The following is a 21,411-nucleotide window of genomic DNA, read 5'->3' as shown; positions in this document are numbered from 1 at the left end:
TACCCTCTTTTTTAGGGAATTGTAGCAAATTTTGGTTAAATAGCAGTGAAGTTAAAAAGTCAGTTTTTCCATTCTGTTTTTAAATTTAATTTTTTCAATTTTGGAAGCAAGAAGTGAATTTTCAGCTTTTAGGGAATAGTATTCATTTAAAAGTTTATTTATTTGAACAGATTTTATGTAAATTTCAGAAGATATGTAAATTTTTGGAAAAAGTATTGTTAAAGAAAATATAATCGTTAATATAAGGTTTCTTACAATTGTCTTTGAGAGAGACTCTTGTTCGATATATTCTTCTATATTTTCTAAAAGTTCCGCTTTTTCATGAGTTTGAATTTCTGCATTCATCCCTATCCCCTATTAAATTGAAACCCCCTAAGTTTTGCGCTTCTGCTTCTTGGATTGTTTTTAATCTCCTCTTTTGAAGCTGTTAGAGGTTTTTTTGTTAATATTTTCCCTAATTCGTTATTTCCGCCGCATTCACATCTTATTGCTTCAGGCGGACAGATACATTTTTTAGACCATTCTTTAAAAGTGTTTTTTACTATTCTGTCTTCCAGCGAATGGAAAGTTATTATACCCAAAATAGTTCCGGCTTTTGCCAGTTTTTTGGAATTTTCCAATATTTTTTCAAGCTCGTTTAATTCATTGTTGACTTCAATTCTAATGGCCTGAAATATTCTTGCCAGATCTTTTTTGTCTTTAAGGCCAACTTGTCCTAATATATCGGCAAATTCTCTGTTTGATTTAATAGGTCTTTTTGAAATTATTGTATTTACCACTTTTTTGTATCTTCTGCATTCTCCATAATCTCTGATAATTTTTTCCAAATCTTCCCTGGAATAAAAATTCAAAACTTCCCTTGCACTGAAATCCTGTGTTTTATCCATTCTCATATCAAGTTCTTCACTCTCAAAAGTAAAACCCCTCTGGGGGTTGTCAAGCTGATAACTGCTAACCCCGATGTCGGCAAGTATTCCGGAAACAGGCAAATCTTGAGGAAGCTCTTTTAAAGCAGATGATGCTCTTTTGTTTATAAACTGCACCCTATCACCGAATTTAGAAAGTCTTTTTTTTGCAAATTCCATGGCTTCGGCGTCTTGATCTATACCTATAAGCTTTATATCCGGATAAGCGGTTAAAATTGCTTCGCTGTGTCCCCCAAACCCCAAAGTGCAGTCGATAAAATAACCATTCTTTGGCATATCTTTATATAATCCTATAGTTTCATTCAATAGAACCGGTATATGAGGTATTTCTTCAATTCTCAATTTTCAATTCTCCATTCTCAATTAATATTGTATAATTATAACAAAAAAGGCTAAGCTTGGTAGTTTCAACGATTCTTGACGAATATAAACTGACTGCAAAAATTTTATATGAAAAAAATATGTTGAATTTAGGAATAGGAAGTATATCTTTAAAACTTGAAAACGATAAAATGATTATAAACAACCATAACAAATCCATATATGAAGATGATTTCTGTAAAATCGTTCATATCAATAAAAAAGACCTTTCCTGGAAAGAAACATCATCGGATATAAATATCCACGCAAGAATATATAAAGACATCTCATACGCAAAGACTATTCTTAACGTTTTCCCTTTAAACATTATCACATATTCATTAGAACACACATACTTTAAACCTATAGACTACCAGGGGCAGCAGATTCTTGATAAGGTAAAAATAATAGAAATAGACGACGCCCAAAAATGGGAAGAAAACAAGGATTTCATAATCTCTAAAAACTTAAAAGATAAAAATATCGTCATTATCAGAGGTTTTGGCGTTTATATTATTGCAAGGGATATAAAAGAAGCTATTAAAAAAGCGATTATTCTGGAAAATTCAGCCACAATACTGCTAAACAGCCCTCATTAAAAGAAATAAAGAAAATAAAGGAGAGAAATTGATAATTTTTGAACAGGATAACCTTGGAAGAAGTATAATAGAAATAGTTGTAAAAAATGCCGGAAGCATATTCGCAAAAGAAGGTGTGGCTTATTTTTTAAGCCATATTTTCAATACCAAAGGCTCACTTTTAAAAAAAGAAAAATTTTATTCATTAACAGACCAGGACGCGATAGAGTTTCATACAAGCGTAAACAGGGAATTTTTTACTTTTTCAATAAAATTCCTCAACGATAAACAGAATAAAGCCCTAAACCTTTTAAAAGAAATAATTACTTCCCCAAACATTACAAAAGAGAGTTTTGAAAAATCAAAAAATGAAATCCGGGCAAAAATACAAAACAAACAAAATGACAATGATTATCTTGCAAGTAAAAACCTCTTTAAATCTATATTTAAAAATACGCCGTTAGAATATCCGGTAATTGGTGAAAACGTTCAAAATATAACACTAAACGATATTGAAAATTTTTACAATTCTTTATTTAAAAAAGAATATATTGTCATTAACGGAGGCAAAAAACAGAATTTGGAAGAAATAACTAAACTTTTCAGCCCCGAAAAAGAAAAAACTCCTTTTTTTATTCCTAAAAAGAATGAAAACATATACCATTACAAAAATGTGGAACAGAGCTATATTCATTTTGCGGCCCCTTTTGACGTTGATTACAAAAAAGAGCTTCACCTTGCCAAAATAGCGACATTTATTTTAGGCGCTGGCGGCTTTGGAAGCAGAATGATGGAAGAGATCCGGGTAAAAAGAGGTTATGCGTATTCCGCATACGCCAGCAATGCATTTAGAAAAACCTACAGACTTCTAAGCGGATACCTTCAGACAAAACTCGAAAACAGCAACGATGCTCTGAACCTTGTCAAAGAAATGATAGAAGAGTTTCAAACAAACGGAATAAGTGAAGAGGAGCTCACTCAGGCCAAGCAGTTTTTAATCGGAAGCGAACCTTTAAGAAACGAAACGTTAAATCAAAGACTGCTTAAAAAATTTAATGAATTTTATCTTGAACTGCCTGAGAATTATTATGAAAAAGAACTTGAACTGATCAAAAACACTTCTTTGGACGAAATTAACGATTTTATAAAAAAACATCCGGAAATAAAAGAAATAACTTTTTCAATCGTTACGAAAGAATAAAATGACAAAAGAAGATCTGGAAAAACTGAAAAAAATAGGTGTAAAATCACCACTCGAACTTGCCCTTATAAAACCGAAAGAATATGAAGACAACCATCTATACCCTTATATTTTGCCCTCCTCCCAGGCTTTTGAAGCAGAGATAATTGAAATTAAAAAGTCCCAAAAAGTAACAAGAGTCAAATTTTATTTAAAAAACATAAACCAGATAATATGGGGTGTGTTTTTTCAGTTTAAAAAGTGGCACGAAAGCGTATTTAAACCCGGCAACACGCTTTATATAAGAGGCGAAGTCAAAAACCATCAGATTGTCCAGCCAAAACCGATCACAAGAATCAATGAAATCACACCCTTATATAAAACAAATCTGAATATAAGAACCATCAGGGCGCTTATAAAACGTTATGTAACCCTTCAAAACCTCTCAATCCTGCCCGAAAAAATAGCAAAAACGCTTTTTTTTATGCATTTTCCGCAAACCCCGGAACATACGGATGAGAAAAAAATAACATATGCGCTGAAATGGGCAGAAATTTTCAATTATCTAAACAGACTCAAAAACAAAAAAGTAAAACTGCCTTCTTTCACTATAAAAGCTGATCCCACGCCTTTTATTAATTCTCTTCCGTTTAAACTCACAAACGATCAGATAAAAGTAATCAATGACATAAAAACAGACATTTCAAAACCTCTGCAGGCAAGAAGGGTTGTTATAGGAGATGTCGGAAGCGGAAAAACGATTGTAATGCTCACAACCGCATACATGGCAAAAAAATCCATTATTATGTGTCCGACTTCCATTTTGGCAAACCAGATATATGAAGAAGCCAAAAAATACCTAATTAGTGAAAAATTAAAAATGAAAAATGAAAAATTTAAGATAGTTTTGGTAACACAAAAGAGTAAATTCAGCGAAGAAGATATACAAAACGCAAACCTTTTAATAGGAACCCACGCCCTTTTGTATCAAAACCTTCCTCAGGTAAATGTGATAATGGTTGACGAACAGCACAGATTCGGAACAAACCAAAGAGCAAAACTTGAAAAACTGACTTCATCGGGCGCAAAAGTTCCCCATTATTTTCAGTTCAGTGCAACCCCTATTCCGAGAACGCAGGCCCTTATTATGAGCAGCTTTGTAAATGTAAGCCTTATAAAAGAGCTTCCTTTTAAAAAAGACATAGATACTAAAATAATTTCAAAAGAAGATTTTAAACACCTTTTAGCCCACATCCAAAACGAAATAGCTTCAGGAAATCAGATAGTAATAGTATATCCTCTTGTAGAGGAATCGGAAAATTTCAATTATCAAAGCATAGAAGAAGGAAAAGATTTCTGGCTTAAATATTTTGAGGGTGTGTATATTACGCATGGAAAAGACAAAAACAAAGAAGAGATTCTTATAGAATTCCGGGAAAAAGGAAACATACTGATAACAACAACGGTAATTGAAGTAGGAATTTCCCTGCCGCGCTTAACCACCATTGTAATTGTGGGTGCCGAAAGGCTGGGACTTGCCACACTTCACCAGTTAAGAGGAAGGGTGGGCAGATACGGACAGAAAGGATACTGCTTTTTATACACAAACGACAAAAACAACAAACGACTGCAAGCATTTGCAAACACGCTTGACGGCTTTAAAATAGCGGAACTTGATTTGGAATTCAGAAAATCCGGCGATCTGCTTGACGGAAAGGCCCAAAGCGGGGAGAGTTTTAAATATTTTGATGAGGTTAGAGACATACATATTCTTGAAAATGTAAAAAGATATATGCAAATTTAGACCTATTTATACAATGTAAAATCTACCATATTTAAATCACAAAGAAAAATTTCTTTGTTTTCATTAACAATACCAATATGATAACAATTTACAAAAGGTTTATAGGTTTTTAATTTTTTTGGATAAGAAACATTGCTTATATCATAAGCATAAATTGAATTATTATAAGCAATGTAAATTTTAGAATTTACATCAGATTTTTTAATATCACCACTTATTATACTGGTGATATATTGAGGATTATTCAAATCACTTATATCTACTACTTCTATTTCATCTTTACATATAATATATATAATTGAATCATTCATAGTTAAAACATCATATGCTTTTGTATTAGTTCTATATGTATTTATCAATCTTATATTTGAAGGATCAGTAACATTCAGTTCCATTAAACCATCATTACCTGCCGCAATAAATGCAGTTTTTCCATCTTTAGATATATCAATACCTTCTCCATATGAATTTAAATAATACTTAAAAATAAAATTTGGATGAGATGGATTACTTATATCAATTGATATAATATTTTCCCCGCTTAATATAAAGGCCGTATTTTCATTTTTTGATAACACTACATCCATCACTGGATCCGATGCATTATAACCCCCTAAAACATTTGGATTTTTTGGATCACTTATATCAAGTATTGCTAAGCCGTCATTATTTACAATAAATGCTTTCGATTCATCGTTTGAAAGTATAATATTATATCCGTATATATTATATGAACCCAATAATTTTATATCATTTACACTACTGATATCTAAAATTAAAAATCCTTTATCGCTTAAGACAAAAGCTTTTGTCTTATCTTTTGATATCAAAATTTCATATACACTTGCATCATAAGAACTAATAACATAATTGTAAAATGTAGTATCATTTATATCCAAAATTTCTAGACCGCTATTGCCCACTGCAACATAAGCTTTTGATTCGTCACTTGAAAGAACAATTTTATATGCTGTATCCGAAAGATTCAATTCACTTAACTTTTGTATTTGTTTTGGATTACTTACGTCAAACACAGCAAGTTTATTATCTACGGCAAATATTTTTTTATTATTTTTTGACAATGCAATACTCTTTCCTCTAAATGAATAAGTATCTAAAAGTTTCGGATTTGATGTGTTATTTATATCCAATGCAATTAATCCACAATCTCCAAATATATAAGCTGTTTTATTATCATTTGAAATTGTTACGTCATAAGCGTTTGCTTGTGTATCATATATAGATTTTTTAATAATTTGTCCAACATTACTTATGTCTAAAATATAAAAACCTTTAAGAGTTGAACCACCATCATAGTCTGTTACAATCAAAGCTGTAGATTCATCACTTGATATAGCTAAATCATTTATATATGCAACATTATACGAACTATCTATAGATAAAAAATCATCAATTTCTACCATCAAAAAACCTTTGGAACTATTTGCTAAATATGCCATTGGTCTATTGTAAAAAGGATTTTTTTCAGAATAAATCACTCTTTTTGTTATTCCATTAATATTTAATCTTGAATAAGTAATAATATTAGATGGGTCGCTAATATCTGCAATTAAAAATCCTTCACTCCCGTTTGCAATATATGATATTCCATTTTTAATAACAATGTCTTTGAAATTATCGCCAGTGCCATCATATGTTCGATCAATAAATCTCGGATGCAAAGGATCACTTATATCAACTACTTCTAATTCGTCATTATCATTTATAATATATGCTTTTTTTCCATCCTCTGAAATTGTTACATTTATAGCTTTGCCTAAAGTTTTATAAATACTTAATTGATGAGATATTGAATTAAGAGGCTGTTCGTTATTATGAATTTTTTCTATTATTTCATTTTTTTTAATTTTGTAAAATTCAGTTAAAAAATTTTTATGAACTACAGGATCAAAAATTATTAAATCTTTATTATCAATTATTCCATTTGAATCAATATCTTTAATTACTTTGGCTATCTTTTCATTTAAAATTTTTTCAAAAGTGCTTTGATTAAAATTATATTTTAATGTTTTTGCGACTTTTTCATATACTATTTCACTTATCATAGTAACTTTGAAATCATTACCTGCTTCTATAATGTCTTCACCTTTTGCGATAGCTCTTATTATTCCTTTATTAATAGTGTAGTTATTATCCATAACACCATCATCATCAGCATCCCAATCATGACCACCACTAACTTTATAAACATAAAAAACATCTTGTTTTAATTCATTAGAATGTAAATTAAACTTTCCTATATCATTTAAAGAATTTCCATTAGAAGTTATCTCTATCCATTTTAATTTTAAACTACCATTATTTTCTACTTCATATATTTCAACTTTTGCATTTGCTAAATTCCCAAGCTTCGCTGTGCCGTAATAATAATTTGTTTCATTATTTGACGTTCCACTTCCTCCACCTCCACAACTTATTAAAAAAGCTGCCAATATAAGGCTAATTAATATTAAAATAAATTTTATTTTTTTCATTTTAGCCTCCTTTTTCACTTTATATATTATAACATAAAATTAATCAAAAATTAATAGCTTATTAACTTATTATTAAATACATTTATTTGATATTCAATTTTTTTTAGGATAAAATATTTATAAAAAAGAGGTCGGTATGGATAAAGAAATAATTAGTGAATCAATAATAACCGCAAAAGAGGCGTTAAAAAAAGCACCGGAGCTTAAAGGCGTTTCAACCGGAATTGAAGGGCTTGACGAGCTGTTTTTTACAGCTGAAATACAAAACGGAAAGCCCGTTAAAAAACCTCTTGGCGGAATGCCGAAATACAGCGTATGCAATTTAACCGGAATTAACGATACCGGAAAAAGTTTAATAGCGGAACAATTTGCAATCCACAGAGCCCAGTTTGAAAAAGTGTGTTTTGTTACACTCGAAACCCCTGCCAATTTTGTGGTTACGGGCATGAAAATGAGAGCAAAAGCTATGAATATCGACGATAAGGTTATTGATGAAAACATTATATTTATAGACGCCACATCTCATTACAAATTAAGAGACGAAATTCCGACTTTTCTAAACACACTGGCTTATGCAATAAAAGAATACGACATTAAAAACGTGGTCATAGATTCGGTAACAGGATTTTTTGAAAATAAAGAAATGATGGCAAGGACAATTGTGAGAATGATTTACAATTTTTTAAAAAAATGGTATCAGACGAGCATATTAATTTCCCAAAAAAGAAGCGGTCATGATATATTAAGTTCGGAAGCGGCGGGAGGTTACGCCGTTGGACACATAGTGGATGGCACTATTGTTTTAAGTAAGGAAGTTATAGATTCAAGTTACAAAGCCAGACTTTACAACAAACCGATAGGCGAAATAATAAGACTTTTCAGAATCGACGGGTGTAGAATATGCGGCCATGATACAAAAGTGAGACTGCTTGAAATTACAGACACGGGAATAGTAAAAATAGGAAACACAATAGGAGGTGAAAAATGATTCTTGAAATAAACATAAACGAAAATGAAATAAAATATCTTGCCGAAAGGGTGTTTTTTAAATGCATAGATTTACTGGGCGGTCTTGACAAACTTGCACAATACAGAACCCTTACATGGCTTCCGAGTATCGCACGCGCTGCTTTTGCAATAGTTTTAAGGGAAGAATACATTAAAACAGAAGATGAAATCGCTGAATTTATAGGTCTTACAAGAAATACCATAAGACAAATTTTAAGAGCTGATCCGAACCTTGCCCTGTATAAAATAGAACACATTGACGAACTTACACAGGAAGAAAAAAAAGAATTAAGAGTCCATACAGCCGGTGGTATTGCAAAACTTGCGTATAAACTTGTAAAAGAAGGCGAAGATTCCCAAACTGTTATGGAATACTGCAGATACATCTCACAAGAAGCCGTAGCTCAATGCGAAGCACCATGGGCATATCTGGTATTGAAAAACATAAAAGGTATAAAATATCCTATAACGGATTCAAAAACACTTAAAGAAAAACTCAAAAACATAGAAATAAAAGGATTTAAAGCAGAAGAAGTTTTACAAAACATACACTACCCTCTTAAAAACCCGGCAATGCTTCTTAAAGAAATAAAAGAATATTTGCAGATGAAAGGATTTTAATCTTTTATCATCAGCTCAACCGCCTTTTTGGCGTGAATTATTGTAGTATCCAAAACTTTGATTTTCAAATCTTCCTGCATTACAAGCATTCCTATTTCCGTGCATCCCAATATTACGCCATCTGTATTGTATGAACTGATAATTTTTAAAAACTCTTTTTTGGAAGAGTCTTTCATAATTCCAAGACACAGCTCATCAAATATAACTTTGTGAATCAAATCCCTGTGATCTTTATTCGGGACGATTACATTGATTCCTCCGTTTTTCAAATAATCCAAATAAAAATCATCTTCCATGGTAAACTTTGTCCCAAGCAGTAAAACAGAATTTAAATTCTCTTTTTTTATCTTTTCTATAATGACATCCCTTATATCTACTAAAGGGACATTTACCGCATTTTTTACATCATCCGCAACCTTGTGCATTGTATTTGTCGTAATCATTATAAAATCAGCACCGGCCCTTTCCAAAGAGATAGCAGCCTTTGAAAGGGTTTTTGCACTTCCCTTCCAGTCTCCCTTTCTTTGCTGCTGGGCTATTTCTTCAAAATCCACACTGAAAAGAATGATTTTGCCGCTGTGTAAATTTCCGAGTTTTTTATTAATTTCTTCGTTTATAATTTTATAATATTCCGCACTGCTCTCCCAGCTCATTCCCCCTATAAGCCCGCAAGTTCTCATATTACTCCTCTCAATTGATACGTTATATCCCCGGCCCCGAATCCTATAACAAGACCTTCTTTTATTTCTTTAATAGTTTTCCCATCTTCATTAGTTAACATAATAATATTACTATCAGCTTTTAAACGATTTGCAAATATAGGATTATACTTTGCAAAAAGTCCCGGAAAATCAATATCAACAGGTTCTTCACCCGCTTCCCATACAGGAAGTATCACAAGTTCGTCCGCTTCGTTGAAACATTCTATAAACGCATCGAGGTTGTCAATCGTTCTGCTGTATTTGTGAGGTTGCCATATTGCGGTTACTTTATCAATGCCGTTTAGTTTAGCAAAAATTCTGGCACTATGAAGGGTTGCTTTTATTTCTGTAGGATGATGCCCGTAATCGTCTATTAAAATAAAATCATCACTTTTTTGAAGTATGTCAAACCTCTTTTTTATTCCCTGGTAATTTTTTATATTTTGCTGAATTTCTTCAAAAGATATAAGTTCACTTGCAGCTTCAATCGCTAAAATCGCATCAATAACCAAATGTTCCCCAAACCCGTAAACTTCAAAATCATATCCCTTATATTCAAATACGGTTTTCGGTTTGTTTTCTATTAATTCGTATCTTATGTTTTTTGCTTCTTTTACGGATACTTTCTTAACCGGAAAAGAGAGCTTTTTTATAAATTCGTCATCCCCGTTTGCAATCCTGATATGCGCTTTTTTCAAAAAAATTTCGTAATGTCCGTAAAAACGCTCAAGATCATGGTCGTAATATTCCATATGCTCAGGTTCGGTGTTCGTCACCACAGCAATATAAGGATTAGAGTCTATAAAACTGCCGTCACTCTCATCTGCTTCAAATACAAGGTATTCGCTCCCGGTATATCTCATATTGCTTCCGAAATCCTTACTTTCCGCACCTATAATTGCATTGGTGTTTGGAAGAATGGAAGCAAGTATCGCGGAAGTTGTGCTTTTGCCGTGAGCACCGCATACCGCCAAAACTTTTTTATCATTTACGACAAAAGGCAGAAACTCCCTTCTGCTGAGTGTCTTTATACCTCTTTTTTTAGCCTCTAAAAGTTCCGGATTGTCAGGTTTGGCAACGGCAGTATGCACTATTATATCCTGGTCTTTTATAGATTCTGCGTAATGCGGTATATTTATATTTATACCTTCGCTTTTTAGCTGCTTTGTAAGTTTTGTATCTGCTATATCACTTCCGCTTATTATATGGCCTTTTGCCTTCATATATCTCGCAAGACCGCTTAAACCTATTCCGCCTATACCTACAAAATGGATTTTCAAGCGCTGAACTCCTCTTTAAATTTATCTTTGTATCTTACAACCAAATCATCTATTTTGTCATCGAATTCGGTAAAAAACATATCTTTGTAAACTTTATCGCTTTTTACATATTTTTCAAAAAATTCATCAAGAGTAAGGCCTGCAAGCATTCCGATTACAAACATACTGAACATCTCTTTTAATTTTTTATCATCAACAAGATAAACCATATCATATCCCACGGCTTTTGCTTCTTCTATTGCCTGTTCGTCCCAAAGTTCAAGCATATATTCAAACATAGCCCTGATTGCCGCGGCTTCTTCCGGGTCATTTACGTCAAGGGTTTTTTCCTTTTCAATTTTTTCGTTTATAAGTTTAAACGTTTCTTCAAGTATTTTTCTGAAAACTTCGTTTATTTCTTCATCTTTGTTTTTATTCATCAACTCTTCCAAAATTTCATACTGCTTTGCTATGCTCATAACAGCTCCTTTATTATTTTTAATGCTTCTTTAGTTTCCTCGGGGGAATATACGAGTGCTATTCTCACATACCCTTCACCTGCACCGACTCTGCCCATAAAACGCCCGGGCATAACTTTTACCCCCCTCTTCCATGCTTCTTTGGTAAATTCGATATCATCTTCCACCTCAAGCCATATATAAAAAGTGGCTTTAGGTATTTCAACGTTCAAAATCTCTTTGGCTATTTCAAAATTTTTTCTGTATTCTTCCCTGAATTTTTCAACATGCGAATCTTCACTCCAGGCTTTCGCCGCGGCAAGCTGCAAAGGAAGCGGCGATGCACATCCCACATACGTCCTGAATTGAAGATAGTTTTTTAATATTTCACCATCCCCGGCTATAAAACCGCTTCTAAGTCCCGGTGCCGAACTTCTTTTGGAAATCGAATTTATCGCAAGAATGTTTTTAAAATTTCTGTTTCCGACTTTAACACAGGCCTGTAATATTGAAGCAGGTTTTTCATCAAAATAAAGCTCGCTGTAACATTCATCGCTTAATATCACAACGTCTTTTTTCAACGCATATTCGACCCAGTCGCAAAGCTCGTCAAGACTCATTACACTTGCCGTAGGGTTATTGGGTGTGTTTAAAATTATAAAATCCTCATCCCCGTCAAGCTGTGAAATAGTGTTTTTAAAGTTGTTTTCTTTTGTAAGAGGCATATATTTTATTTCACTTCCCGCAGCAATCGCCGCACCTTCATATATCTGGTAAAAAGGATTCGGAAATGCGCTCTTTTTTGGTTTCAAAAAAAGCGGAAAGTTAAAAAGAACCTCCCTTGTCCCGAATGTCGGAAGAAGCTGCTCTGGTGATAGTTCAAGTTGATATCTTCTTTTAACAAAATCCCTCTGTGCCTTTTTCAAATCCTCTTCACCTGCAGTTTTAGGATATTTGTTTAAATAGTTAGTATTTTTACAAAGTTCATTTTGTATAAATTCAGGGGTTTCAAACTGAGGCTCCCCTATTGTTAAAATATATCTTTTTTCAGTTTCAGGTTCGATATCTTTTAATAATTCGTTTAGTTTTTCAAAAGGATACTTTTCAAACATTTTACCCATCCGCTAGTGCTAGTTCGATTTTAAATCCGCTTTGTGATAAGACTTTTACTTTTATTTTAGTCCCTTCGGTGAAATCATTAAGCGATCTTCCGTTTAGTTTGGATTTGTGAAGCAGTCCTTCAACACCTGGAACAAGCTCTACAAACATTCCAAAATCGGTAATTCTTTTAATTTCACCCTCAATTACGGTGCCTATTTCAAATTCAGGAATTTTTGGTTTGTCGTCTTTACATATTACGTTTAATATATAATCTTTCGCTCCGTTTAACGATTCGTGATCTTCCCCGTATATTTTTACTTTACCTGTATCTCTGTCAAGGTCTATCGTCACACCGAATTTCGCAATTATCTCTTTTACCGTTTTACCTGCAGTTCCGATAATGTCGATTATTTTATCAGGCTCTACTTTAAAGCTTAAAGCTTTTGGAAGAACTTCCTCATTGTATTTAATCTCTTTTGCGGCGTTTTCCATAAGTTCTAAAATATAAGCTCTTGCGTCTCTTGCCTGATAAAGAGCCTGTTTTAAAATATCAAGCGATATTCCACCAAGTTTAATATCCATCTGCATTGCAGTAATCCCGTCAAACGTTCCGGCCACTTTAAAGTCCATATCTCCGTCATGATCCTCAAGTCCCATAATATCAGTAAGTATTGCGTATCTGTTTTCTTCTGTTATAAGCCCCATAGCAATTCCCGCAGCCATTTTCAAAAGAGGAACTTTTGCGGCTTTCATAGCAAGTGAAGCGGCACATACGGTTGCCATTGACGATGAGCCGTTGCTTTCAAGTATTTCACTAACAACTCTTACCGTTTCGTCAAATTCCGGGTCTAAAAGCGGCTCTATTGCTCTTTTTGCAAGATTTCCGTGTCCTAGCTCCCTTCTGCTTGGGGGTCCTAATCTTTCGGCCTCTCCCACACTGAATGCCGGGAAGTTGTAATGAAGCATAAATTTTTCAAGTTTTTCCTCTTTGTCAGTCAGGTTTCCGTAAACCTGAGCATCCATATCACCGCCTCTTGTCGCAACCGCCAAGGCCTGAGTCTGCCCTCTTGTAAACAGACAGCTTCCGTGGGCTCTTGGAAGAAGGTTAGTCTCAATCGAAATAGGTCTTATTTCGTCAAGTTTTCTGCCGTCAGCCCTGATTCCCTCATCTAAAATCATACTTCTTACGATTTCTCTTTTTACCTGTTTTACAGCTTTTAAAATATCTTCAAACTCTTCTTCTTTTTCAAGTGCGGATGATATTTTTCTTGCAAATTGTTTAAGAAGATAGTCTCTTTCGCTTTTGCTTAAGTGTTTAATTATATCTCTGAGTTCATTTGAATATTTGCTTCTGATAAGCTCAACAAATTCGCTTATATCCGCTTCTTTTCTTTCTTCAAATTTAATAGGTTCTTTTTTAAATGATTTTAAACCTTCCTCATAAGCTTCCGCGCCTTTTTTGATCGCTTCTTGAACTTTCTGCAGGATTTCTACAAGTTCATCTTCTTTTATTTCGTTAATTCTGTATTTCACAAGGGTATTTTCAACAGGCACCCCGTCAAGCATTACATCATCAACCGGGATAATTTCAACTTCCTCCTGCCCCTGGGATGCAAACTCTATCATTAAAAGTTCGTCTTTTGTTCCTGTAACAAATAAGTTAAAATCACCTTTTTCAAGCTGTGAAAGCGTAGGGTTTATAATAAGTTCGCCGTCAATTCTCGTAGCCCTAACGCCATAAACCATTTTTGCAAAAGGCAGATCGCTTAAATACATACAAGCCGCCGCGGCATTCATTGCGGCAGTTTGTAAATCGCTGTCTTCATCGGCACTTAATGTCATAATGGTCAAAACGGTATTATATCCGTATTCTTTCGGGAAAAGAGGTCTGAGGCTTCTATCTACAATTCTTGCGGTAAGCGTTTCAAAATCACCTGGTTTTTGTTCTCTTTTTACAAACCCTGCAGGTATTCTTCCTACTGCATACGCTTTTTCAACATATTGAACAACCAAAGGAACAAAGTCCTCTTCAACCATTTCATCCGGATTATATGTTAATGTAGCAAGCATTACGGTGTTTCCGTCTTCAAACCATACAGAAGCGTTTGCCTGCTTTGCAACTTTATTTAAAACAAATTTCTGTTTTCTGTTATTAACATTCAATTCTACAACACAACTCATTATTTCTCCTTAAAATAAAAATCAGTATCAACAAAGTCTTCTATTTCGTAAACAAAATATGTATTATCTACAAGTTTTTCGATAACTCTTGCCGTCTCTTTGGCAATTACGGGAACTGCAACATTTATACTCGCAGCTTGCTTGGATATACAGCTTTTAATAGCACATAAAAGTGTAAGGCCGGTATTAGCTCCTTCATCTACTAATAGAACATTTCTATTGCGTAATGAAATTATACTCTCTCCACCGCGAAATTTATATATATTTTGTAAAATTTTCTCTTCATATACCCTTTCTGCTTCGCTAAAAACATAATCATCAGTTATTTCAAATGCATCTATAAGCTCATCTATTAAGATATAATCCTTCGTTTCACTTATAGCTGCAAGGGAAGTTTCTTTGTTTTCCGGCGATTTTATCTCTTCAATAAATAGAAAATCACCTTCAAGAAGCCCTCCTCTCATTGCTATTTCCCTGGCATAAAAATTTCCGTTTTCACTTATACTGATTACAAGCATATCATCCACTGCTTTAATATCCAGGATAGATAGAAGTTTTTCAAGAGCTTCGTTTCTGTTTTCAAATCTTTTCAATTTCACACCTTAAATTTTTTTAAAAATTCGCTTGGATATTGCCTTAAAATTTCATCTTCACTAAATGTGAATTTATAATTTCTTATATAATCTCTTAATATTTCATAAGCTCTGTTTATTTCTATAATTTTATCATTTTCATTATGATTATTCATATCGGGATGGAGCTGTTTAACGAGTTTTTTATATTTTTTGTTAATGTCTTCAAGACTGCTAAGGGGTGCAACATTAAGTATTTTACAAGCCCACTTGATTTCGTCTATTTTAGAAACGATGTTGCACCTCCACTTAATATAGTTTTTAAATCATTATCTTTAAATTTAACACCAACGCCTAAAAAAAACGTTCTTGCATCTGTATTTAGAATATTATCGATTCCGCCAATAAATTGAATATGTTTTAAATAAAGATATGTCCCTTTAAAAGTCAAATGAGGATTGCTTCCTCTTACATCATTTACCGCATTAAAATCATATATATCCCCGCTTATTTTAACTTTGTCATGATTTAAAAAATAATCAAACCCTATCCCGCCGGTATTTTCTATAATACCACCCCTAAGTAGGATATCATCAAATCTTTTTCCATATTCTGCACTAACGTATATTTTATCTTCCTGGTGATTTAGGTTGATTTTTGATAGGTCTGAATAATCTTTAGAACTTGTAACGCCAAATATGTAATATTTAGTCGGAACAGGTAAGTAAGCTATATATGCCGATGTTTTAAAATAATCGTCTCTTGCCATATAATTGCTTTGAATATCTACCAAAATCTGACTTTTGCTTAATGAACTTAAATAATTATCAATTTTTTTAAAGCTCTCTCCGCCACTAACAAAAAAATCTTTGGCACTTGCTACGGCTTCTTTGATTCCTTTTTTATTATCGTTTAAAATTCCGTTGGCATTTTCGCCAAGTTTAATATATTCATTCATTAATTTGTCAAGTTTTGCATTAATTGTATCTCCGGTTTTATTGAATTTAGTCAATAATGAGTCAGTTTTATTTAAAATACCCGGAAGTTTTTCATTCAATGTAACACCAGCCTTCTTATATTCCAAAACGAGATCGTTTGCATTATTTAATAATACCGGAAGTTTGTCATCTGCGGTTTTTAACACAGATTTTAATGTTACGGAAGAGTTTTTAATGTTTGCGATTGTTTCTTTTAAGTTTGCGATTGTTTTTTCATCAAGTGTTTTGTTTAGTTTTTTAATCAAAACTTTGATATCATCAACGGCTGTGTTTATATTTGCCATTACATCATCCATTGAAGTGGTGTTAACATATTTTGTTATTACATCTTTTGGTTTATAAAAAACATAACTTTTAGAAGGAATTATTTTTACATATTTTCCGCCCAAAAAATTGTCCTGTGCCAATGTAACAACTGAATTTTGGGGAATTTTTATACCTTTTTTTATAAAAAGTTTAAGTTTTACATTTGAATTTTCAAGTTCCAAATCTTCCACACTTCCTATTTCAACCCCTCTCATTTTAACCTTTGCTTTTTTTGCAAGCCCGCTGGCATCACCAAGTAATGCATAAATTGTATAACCTTTTTTATTAAAATCTTGCAGACTATTAACCTGAAGAGTTAAAAATATTAAAGACAACAAACCTAAAAATATAAAAACCCCCACTTTTACTTCATTTCTCATTTGTTTCCTTTAAATACAAAAGTTTGATTGAGTCCCCCTATTGGTTTAAGTTCCACATTAATAGTTACAATATTATCCTTTCTGTAAGAAATTCCGTTTTCTTCCAAAATAGGAATACGGGACTGCTTAAAACTCAAATCGTATTTCCAACATTTTTTATCAAGTTTTACACCCAAAAGCCAGTATTTTATATATTTGTTTTCCAGATCATAGCTATATTCTGTATATAATTTTTTATATAAGTTCACGTCATAGCCTGCACCGAATGTAACGGATTCAGAAACATTTTTTTGATAAACATGTGATATAAAACCGCTAACCGGTTCATTATTATAACTAATTTTAAAATTGTTATAAGAAACTTGTTTTTTTTCAACAGAATATTTATTGTTTTCGTCAAATGTAAAATTCCCAATTTTCAAACTAAATATATTTTCCAAATCAGAATATTTTTTTAATGAAAGATAATATGTGTTGTTTAAAGTATGAGTCAGTTTAAAATAATCGTTTTCAATTATTTGAAACAGATTAAAACTTAAATAGTTCTGAATTTCCGGAATGTTCATTAAATCTGAATAAATATTGGCTTTTGAATAATTTTTAATATTTAATATTAATGATGGGGAAATTATATGAATAATATTACCTGCTTTTGTAAGTGAAGTATACAATTTAATCTGAGTGGATAAATTAGTATATTTTGATTTTTTGGATGCCCTTTGATAATAAAACCCATATCCTGAACTTAATATTTCGGTTATTTTAAATTTTAAATAATCTTTAAATAACGAATAATTTAAAGAAACTGGAAATAATAAATCAGCCAAAACAAAATTAGAGCCGATTTTTCTGTAATAATTATAAATATTTACATCCAAAAGATTCATAATCCCGAATTTTTTATTTAAAAAGTGGTGATAATTTAACTGCGGAAGAATCTGCCAAGTTGTATCGTTGCTAAGTTTCGTGGTGTCTATAAAATATTTAAAATAAGCTCCGTATAAACTATCATCAGTTACATTAATATAATTTAACTCGGAAGTAATTAACTTATCTGAAAGATATGAATCGTTGAATTTATAATTATAAGCATCAAGATAAAAATAATCCACATCATTTGCGTATTTTAAATTCATATATAAAGAATCTCTGCCTGTTAAAATATCTTTTCTTTCATATTTTATGTTGTATCCATAATGTTTTTGATGTGCCAAATTGTATCTTAAATAATAATCCTTATCATCTTTAAAAATACCGACTTTAATATAACCATTGGAAGTAGGAGAATCTACAAATCTAAATATAGAATAGACCCCTTTACCCCTCATTGTTCTTATAGTTGGCGTTATTTCCAAATCGGTATTTACTGAAGTTACAAGATAAATCGGTTGAGAATAAAGAAGCCCTTCAGTCTGGGAAAATCCTATATAAGGTCTTAATAATCCGCTTCTTCTTGTTTTGTCAAAATTTACATAAAAATAAGGAAGATAAAAAACAGGAACTTTATTAATAACAAGAGTCAAATTATATAATTTTAACGATTTTTTATTTCTATTATATACAGCGTTTCTTGCCTTCATAAACCAGTCAGGATCATTTATACAACATGTTGAAAAATATAATTTTTTAAAATATATATCATTATCTTTGGAAGTTGATTTTTTTGCAATTATCCATCCGTCCATTGATTTGTCATAGAAAAAAATATCAGACATCTCAATGTCTCTTGAACTATATGCAATTAAGCTATTTGCTGATATTACGGATTTATTTTGATATGAAACGAAGACTTTGTCTTTTAAGATTATTTTTCTTTTTTTGGTGACAAAACCTTTCTGTGCCTGTATAATGGAATTATTATAAATAATTACAGGATTGTTCAATATTAATGTGTCGTTTGAATCAACAGCTTTTGTAGCGAATATTTTAACTTCACCAAAAACAAATGAAATTAATAAAAGAATAAAAAAACTAATCCTCAACAGCAACTGATTTTCCTACTATATCATGTATTGCCCTATTCAGTGGGTCAACTATGGCATACGCCATTCCCAAATAAAAAAACATTTCATCAAAATTACGCATTATACTTCTTATTAAAGACCTCATCCATGAAGGATTGTCTAATGTTTCAATGTCTATTACCCTTATTTTCGTAATCATTTTTCCTATTGTTTTGCCGTATATTGTAATAAAAATCCAATGATAAAGCGTATAAGCCACAAAAATATATCCAAAAAGTTCGTTTGTAAGCATTAATACCTGTTCGTATGTTTTGGCAGAAGCAAAAGAAGAAGAAAAAGCAAAAACGATAATAAGCGATATCAACAAATCGTCAATAGTCATTGCGATTGCTCTTTTTGTAAGCGAAGCTGGTTTTAGGCCTTCTCTTTCAAGCTTGTTTATAATTTCTTCCATACGTTTCCTTGTTTAATTCTTTATCCTTCACAACTTCTCTACTTACCTACTTCACAACTTCACAACTCACCTACTTGCCAATCGCCTGATACGCAATGTCTTTTCTGTATTGTTTTCCTTCAAAATGAACCTTGTCAACTATTTTATAAGCTTCGTCCCTTGCCTCTTTTACATCTTTTCCAAATCCCACGCACACGAGAACTCTACCGCCTGTAGCCATTAATTTTCCGTCAATTTTTTTAACGCCAGCATATGATATATATCCATTGCACTCCCTCAAATCATCAACCGAAATTTCAGCAGGTTCGCTGCTTGAATAAGGATAGTTTTTAGAAGCGCACACAACCCCTACGGCCACCATATCTTTTATTTTAACGTCGATTTTATCAAGCTGTTTTGTTGCTCCGTTATAAAACATATCATAAACGCTGCTGTCAATCAACGCCATAAGCTCTTCACATTCCGGATCCCCGAATCTTACGTTGTATTCCAAAACATAAGGCTCATTGTTTACAATCATCAGTCCTATAAAAAGCACACCTTCAAACGGAGCCCCCTCTTCTTGCATACCTTTTAATGTTGGTTTTATAATTCTAGTTTTTACTTTTTCATATAGTTCATCGTTAACAAGAGGTGTAGGTGCATAAGCTCCCATTCCACCGGTATTAGGTCCCTTATCTCCATCAAGAAGCCTTTTGTGATCCTGCGCTGCCGGTAATAAAACGAAATCTTTACCATCACAAATTGCAAACATACTTAGCTCATATCCGTCCAAAAACTCTTCCACAATTACCTTTTTACCTGCATCGCCAAATGCTTTTCCGCTAAGCATATCTTCAACCGTTTTTTTTGCTTCTTCTTTGCTTTCAGCAATGATAACGCCTTTTCCGGCGCAAAGCCCGTCAGCTTTTACAACAATCGGCAGTTTTTCACATCTGTCTATAAATTCATACGCTTTGTCTTTATCTGATGTTTCTATATATTTTGCCGTAGGAATGTTGTATTTTTTAAGAAAATTTTTCATATAAACTTTGCTGCCCTCTAATCTTGCCGCAGCAGCACTAGGTCCGAATATAACCAAATTGTGTTTTTTAAAAACATCCACTATACCTTTTACAAGCGGATCTTCAGGACCCACAATCGTTAAATCGATATTATTATCTTTTGCCCATTTTGCCAGTTCTTCAAAATCATTAATATCTATATTTGTGGCAAACTCTTCAGTGGCCCCGTTTCCGGGTGCGTAAAAAATTTCAGCTTCGTCTTTCATAAAATACCCGATACTATATTCTCTCCCGCCGCTTCCGATTATTAAAACTTTTTTCATTCAATGCCCTTTTTTACGAAATTATATCAAAGATTAATACGGATTTTGAGGTGTTCTTAACTGATGACCCGTTACTATCGCATAAACAACCGGCCATATGAGTATCAAAATTAAAACCACCGCTATTACAACCGCCCAAACGCTTGTTTTTGCTTTTTTTCTTAAACATTCCATATCTGGAAAACTAACCCCGCCGCATCTGTCCACATCCATGGAAAATTTATTAAGATATAAAAAGTAATAACAAAACCCGCCTATTAATGAATTGACCACAACCATACCCGGAAGATAAAAATACCCGACCATCAATGAAACAATTAAAACAGCAACAGCCTCTACATACGCATGTCTGTATAAAAGATAAAACCATCCAAAAAGAAATCCCCAAAGATTAAATTTCGGCCTGCATTTTCCAAGCCCTTCGTCATTCATAATTTCTTCAAATATTTTAGCATCCCTTTCATTAAGATTGGGATAAATTTCCTTTAATATTTTTAAATATCTCTCTTTCATCTGTTTCCTTTCAAAAATGTTGTGTAATAATCATAAATAGCCAAAAAAAGTCCTCCTACAACCGGTGAGAGCAATAATGATATAATAAAGAAAACCCAAAAATTTTTACCAAGCCTAAATGCGAAATACCCTACCACGCTTGATAAAACTATTATATTAACCAGATAAAACAGCGTCATAAAAAGCCTTTTTTTTAAAAATTTAGTAAAATTATAATAAAAAAGG

21 protein-coding genes are annotated in these 21,411 nt (G+C 32.6%); 5 read left to right on the top strand and 16 right to left on the bottom strand.

Annotated elements, in window-relative coordinates:
• Positions 1–51 precede the first annotated feature (51 nt).
• Together ACYQ19_RS00725 and rsmH are read right to left on the bottom strand one after the other, a co-directional pair.
• The gene (locus ACYQ19_RS00725; protein WP_459977366.1) at positions 52–345 is read right to left on the bottom strand and encodes a hypothetical protein; all 294 of its coding nucleotides are present in this window, start codon (positions 343–345) and stop codon (positions 52–54) included.
• Between the two features lie 2 nt (positions 346–347).
• Positions 348–1,268 (bottom strand): 16S rRNA (cytosine(1402)-N(4))-methyltransferase RsmH, encoded by a 921-nt coding sequence (gene rsmH / locus ACYQ19_RS00720; protein WP_459977364.1) that lies wholly within the window; start codon positions 1,266–1,268, stop codon positions 348–350.
• Positions 1,269–1,324: 56 nt separating this feature from the next.
• Here rsmH and ACYQ19_RS00715 point away from each other — a divergent pair, with 56 nt between their 5' ends.
• The 3 genes from ACYQ19_RS00715 to recG are packed head-to-tail and all read left to right on the top strand — an operon-like array spanning position 1,325 to position 4,848.
• Positions 1,325–1,885: a class II aldolase/adducin family protein gene (locus ACYQ19_RS00715; protein ID WP_459977362.1), complete on the top strand. Its 561-nt coding sequence runs from the start codon at positions 1,325–1,327 to the stop codon at positions 1,883–1,885.
• A gap of 28 nt (positions 1,886–1,913) precedes the next feature.
• Entirely contained in the window at positions 1,914–3,065 is a 1,152-nt protein-coding gene (locus ACYQ19_RS00710) for a M16 family metallopeptidase (RefSeq protein ID WP_459977360.1), read from the top strand.
• Between the two features lies 1 nt (position 3,066).
• Positions 3,067–4,848: an ATP-dependent DNA helicase RecG gene (gene recG, locus ACYQ19_RS00705; protein WP_459977357.1), complete on the top strand. Its 1,782-nt coding sequence runs from the start codon at positions 3,067–3,069 to the stop codon at positions 4,846–4,848.
• Positions 4,849–4,850: 2 nt separating this feature from the next.
• Here the strand turns inward: recG and ACYQ19_RS00700 are convergent, their stop codons facing one another.
• On the bottom strand, positions 4,851–7,343 hold the full coding sequence (locus ACYQ19_RS00700; protein WP_459977354.1) for an LVIVD repeat-containing protein: 2,493 nt from the start codon (positions 7,341–7,343) through the stop codon (positions 4,851–4,853).
• 136 nt (positions 7,344–7,479) lie between these two features.
• On the opposite strand from ACYQ19_RS00700, the gene ACYQ19_RS00695 reads away from it, so the two are divergent.
• Together ACYQ19_RS00695 and ACYQ19_RS00690 are read left to right on the top strand one after the other, a co-directional pair.
• Positions 7,480–8,331 (top strand): KaiC domain-containing protein, encoded by an 852-nt coding sequence (locus tag ACYQ19_RS00695; RefSeq protein ID WP_459977352.1) that lies wholly within the window; start codon positions 7,480–7,482, stop codon positions 8,329–8,331.
• Positions 8,328–8,972, top strand: a complete 645-nt coding sequence (locus ACYQ19_RS00690; protein ID WP_459977350.1) for a bacterio-opsin activator — start codon at positions 8,328–8,330, stop codon at positions 8,970–8,972. The genes ACYQ19_RS00695 and ACYQ19_RS00690 overlap by 4 nt, the downstream gene beginning before the upstream one ends.
• Here ACYQ19_RS00690 and ACYQ19_RS00685 read toward each other — a convergent pair.
• The 13 genes from ACYQ19_RS00685 to ACYQ19_RS00625 all read right to left on the bottom strand — a co-directional run bounded on the left by ACYQ19_RS00685 (position 8,969) and on the right by ACYQ19_RS00625 (position 21,365).
• Positions 8,969–9,652 carry an aspartate/glutamate racemase family protein gene (locus ACYQ19_RS00685; protein WP_459977348.1) on the bottom strand — a complete coding sequence of 228 codons (684 nt, stop codon included), beginning with the start codon at positions 9,650–9,652 and terminating at the stop codon, positions 8,969–8,971. The genes ACYQ19_RS00690 and ACYQ19_RS00685 overlap by 4 nt on opposite strands.
• Entirely contained in the window at positions 9,649–10,953 is a 1,305-nt protein-coding gene (gene murC / locus ACYQ19_RS00680; protein ID WP_459977347.1) for a UDP-N-acetylmuramate--L-alanine ligase, read from the bottom strand. Before murC ends, ACYQ19_RS00685 begins: the two co-directional genes overlap by 4 nt.
• A complete protein-coding gene (locus ACYQ19_RS00675; RefSeq protein ID WP_459977345.1) occupies positions 10,950–11,411 on the bottom strand; it encodes a hypothetical protein in 462 nt (153 codons plus the stop codon). Before ACYQ19_RS00675 ends, murC begins: the two co-directional genes overlap by 4 nt.
• Positions 11,408–12,511, bottom strand: coding sequence for a succinyldiaminopimelate transaminase (locus ACYQ19_RS00670; protein WP_459977344.1), 1,104 nt, complete (start codon positions 12,509–12,511; stop codon positions 11,408–11,410). The genes ACYQ19_RS00675 and ACYQ19_RS00670 overlap by 4 nt, the downstream gene beginning before the upstream one ends.
• Positions 12,504–14,672: a polyribonucleotide nucleotidyltransferase gene (locus tag ACYQ19_RS00665; RefSeq protein ID WP_459977342.1), complete on the bottom strand. Its 2,169-nt coding sequence runs from the start codon at positions 14,670–14,672 to the stop codon at positions 12,504–12,506. Before ACYQ19_RS00665 ends, ACYQ19_RS00670 begins: the two co-directional genes overlap by 8 nt.
• A complete protein-coding gene (locus ACYQ19_RS00660) occupies positions 14,672–15,271 on the bottom strand; it encodes a phosphoribosyltransferase family protein (protein ID WP_459977340.1) in 600 nt (199 codons plus the stop codon). Before ACYQ19_RS00660 ends, ACYQ19_RS00665 begins: the two co-directional genes overlap by 1 nt.
• Positions 15,268–15,501, bottom strand: coding sequence for a J domain-containing protein (locus ACYQ19_RS00655; RefSeq protein WP_459978227.1), 234 nt, complete (start codon positions 15,499–15,501; stop codon positions 15,268–15,270). The genes ACYQ19_RS00660 and ACYQ19_RS00655 overlap by 4 nt, the downstream gene beginning before the upstream one ends.
• 23 nt (positions 15,502–15,524) lie before the next feature.
• Positions 15,525–16,928 (bottom strand): MlaD family protein, encoded by a 1,404-nt coding sequence (locus ACYQ19_RS00650; RefSeq protein ID WP_459977338.1) that lies wholly within the window; start codon positions 16,926–16,928, stop codon positions 15,525–15,527.
• Entirely contained in the window at positions 16,925–18,910 is a 1,986-nt protein-coding gene (locus tag ACYQ19_RS00645; RefSeq protein WP_459977336.1) for an LPS-assembly protein LptD, read from the bottom strand. Before ACYQ19_RS00645 ends, ACYQ19_RS00650 begins: the two co-directional genes overlap by 4 nt.
• Entirely contained in the window at positions 18,900–19,346 is a 447-nt protein-coding gene (locus ACYQ19_RS00640; RefSeq protein WP_459977334.1) for an RDD family protein, read from the bottom strand. Before ACYQ19_RS00640 ends, ACYQ19_RS00645 begins: the two co-directional genes overlap by 11 nt.
• Before the next feature lie 70 nt (positions 19,347–19,416).
• Positions 19,417–20,673, bottom strand: a complete 1,257-nt coding sequence (gene purD, locus ACYQ19_RS00635; protein WP_459977332.1) for a phosphoribosylamine--glycine ligase — start codon at positions 20,671–20,673, stop codon at positions 19,417–19,419.
• 33 nt (positions 20,674–20,706) lie between these two features.
• The gene (locus tag ACYQ19_RS00630) at positions 20,707–21,186 is read right to left on the bottom strand and encodes a DUF2628 domain-containing protein (RefSeq protein WP_459977330.1); all 480 of its coding nucleotides are present in this window, start codon (positions 21,184–21,186) and stop codon (positions 20,707–20,709) included.
• On the bottom strand, positions 21,183–21,365 hold the full coding sequence (locus tag ACYQ19_RS00625; RefSeq protein WP_459977328.1) for a hypothetical protein: 183 nt from the start codon (positions 21,363–21,365) through the stop codon (positions 21,183–21,185). The genes ACYQ19_RS00630 and ACYQ19_RS00625 overlap by 4 nt, the downstream gene beginning before the upstream one ends.
• Between the last annotated feature and the right edge of the window lie 46 nt (positions 21,366–21,411).

This window comes from Nautilia lithotrophica (assembly GCF_054656815.1).
Note: the sequence above shows the minus strand (reverse complement) of the source record. Positions and strands in the feature narration are given on the sequence as shown.

Excerpts from the sequence above, each read along its gene's own strand:
- ACYQ19_RS00665 (WP_459977342.1), bottom strand. The coding sequence starts at position 14,672 with ATGAGTTGTGTTGTAGAATTGAATGTTAATAACAGAAAACAGAAATTT.
- ACYQ19_RS00630 (WP_459977330.1), bottom strand. The coding sequence starts at position 21,186 with ATGAAAGAGAGATATTTAAAAATATTAAAGGAAATTTATCCCAATCTT.
- ACYQ19_RS00685 (WP_459977348.1), bottom strand. The coding sequence starts at position 9,652 with ATGAGAACTTGCGGGCTTATAGGGGGAATGAGCTGGGAGAGCAGTGCG.
- ACYQ19_RS00650 (WP_459977338.1), bottom strand. The coding sequence starts at position 16,928 with ATGAGAAATGAAGTAAAAGTGGGGGTTTTTATATTTTTAGGTTTGTTG.
- ACYQ19_RS00700 (WP_459977354.1), bottom strand. The coding sequence starts at position 7,343 with ATGAAAAAAATAAAATTTATTTTAATATTAATTAGCCTTATATTGGCA.
- purD (WP_459977332.1), bottom strand. The coding sequence starts at position 20,673 with ATGAAAAAAGTTTTAATAATCGGAAGCGGCGGGAGAGAATATAGTATC.
- ACYQ19_RS00670 (WP_459977344.1), bottom strand. The coding sequence starts at position 12,511 with ATGGGTAAAATGTTTGAAAAGTATCCTTTTGAAAAACTAAACGAATTA.
- ACYQ19_RS00625 (WP_459977328.1), bottom strand. The coding sequence starts at position 21,365 with ATGACGCTGTTTTATCTGGTTAATATAATAGTTTTATCAAGCGTGGTA.
- ACYQ19_RS00675 (WP_459977345.1), bottom strand. The coding sequence starts at position 11,411 with ATGAGCATAGCAAAGCAGTATGAAATTTTGGAAGAGTTGATGAATAAA.
- ACYQ19_RS00695 (WP_459977352.1), top strand. The coding sequence starts at position 7,480 with ATGGATAAAGAAATAATTAGTGAATCAATAATAACCGCAAAAGAGGCG.
- recG (WP_459977357.1), top strand. The coding sequence starts at position 3,067 with ATGACAAAAGAAGATCTGGAAAAACTGAAAAAAATAGGTGTAAAATCA.
- ACYQ19_RS00640 (WP_459977334.1), bottom strand. The coding sequence starts at position 19,346 with ATGGAAGAAATTATAAACAAGCTTGAAAGAGAAGGCCTAAAACCAGCT.
- ACYQ19_RS00725 (WP_459977366.1), bottom strand. The coding sequence starts at position 345 with ATGAATGCAGAAATTCAAACTCATGAAAAAGCGGAACTTTTAGAAAAT.
- ACYQ19_RS00690 (WP_459977350.1), top strand. The coding sequence starts at position 8,328 with ATGATTCTTGAAATAAACATAAACGAAAATGAAATAAAATATCTTGCC.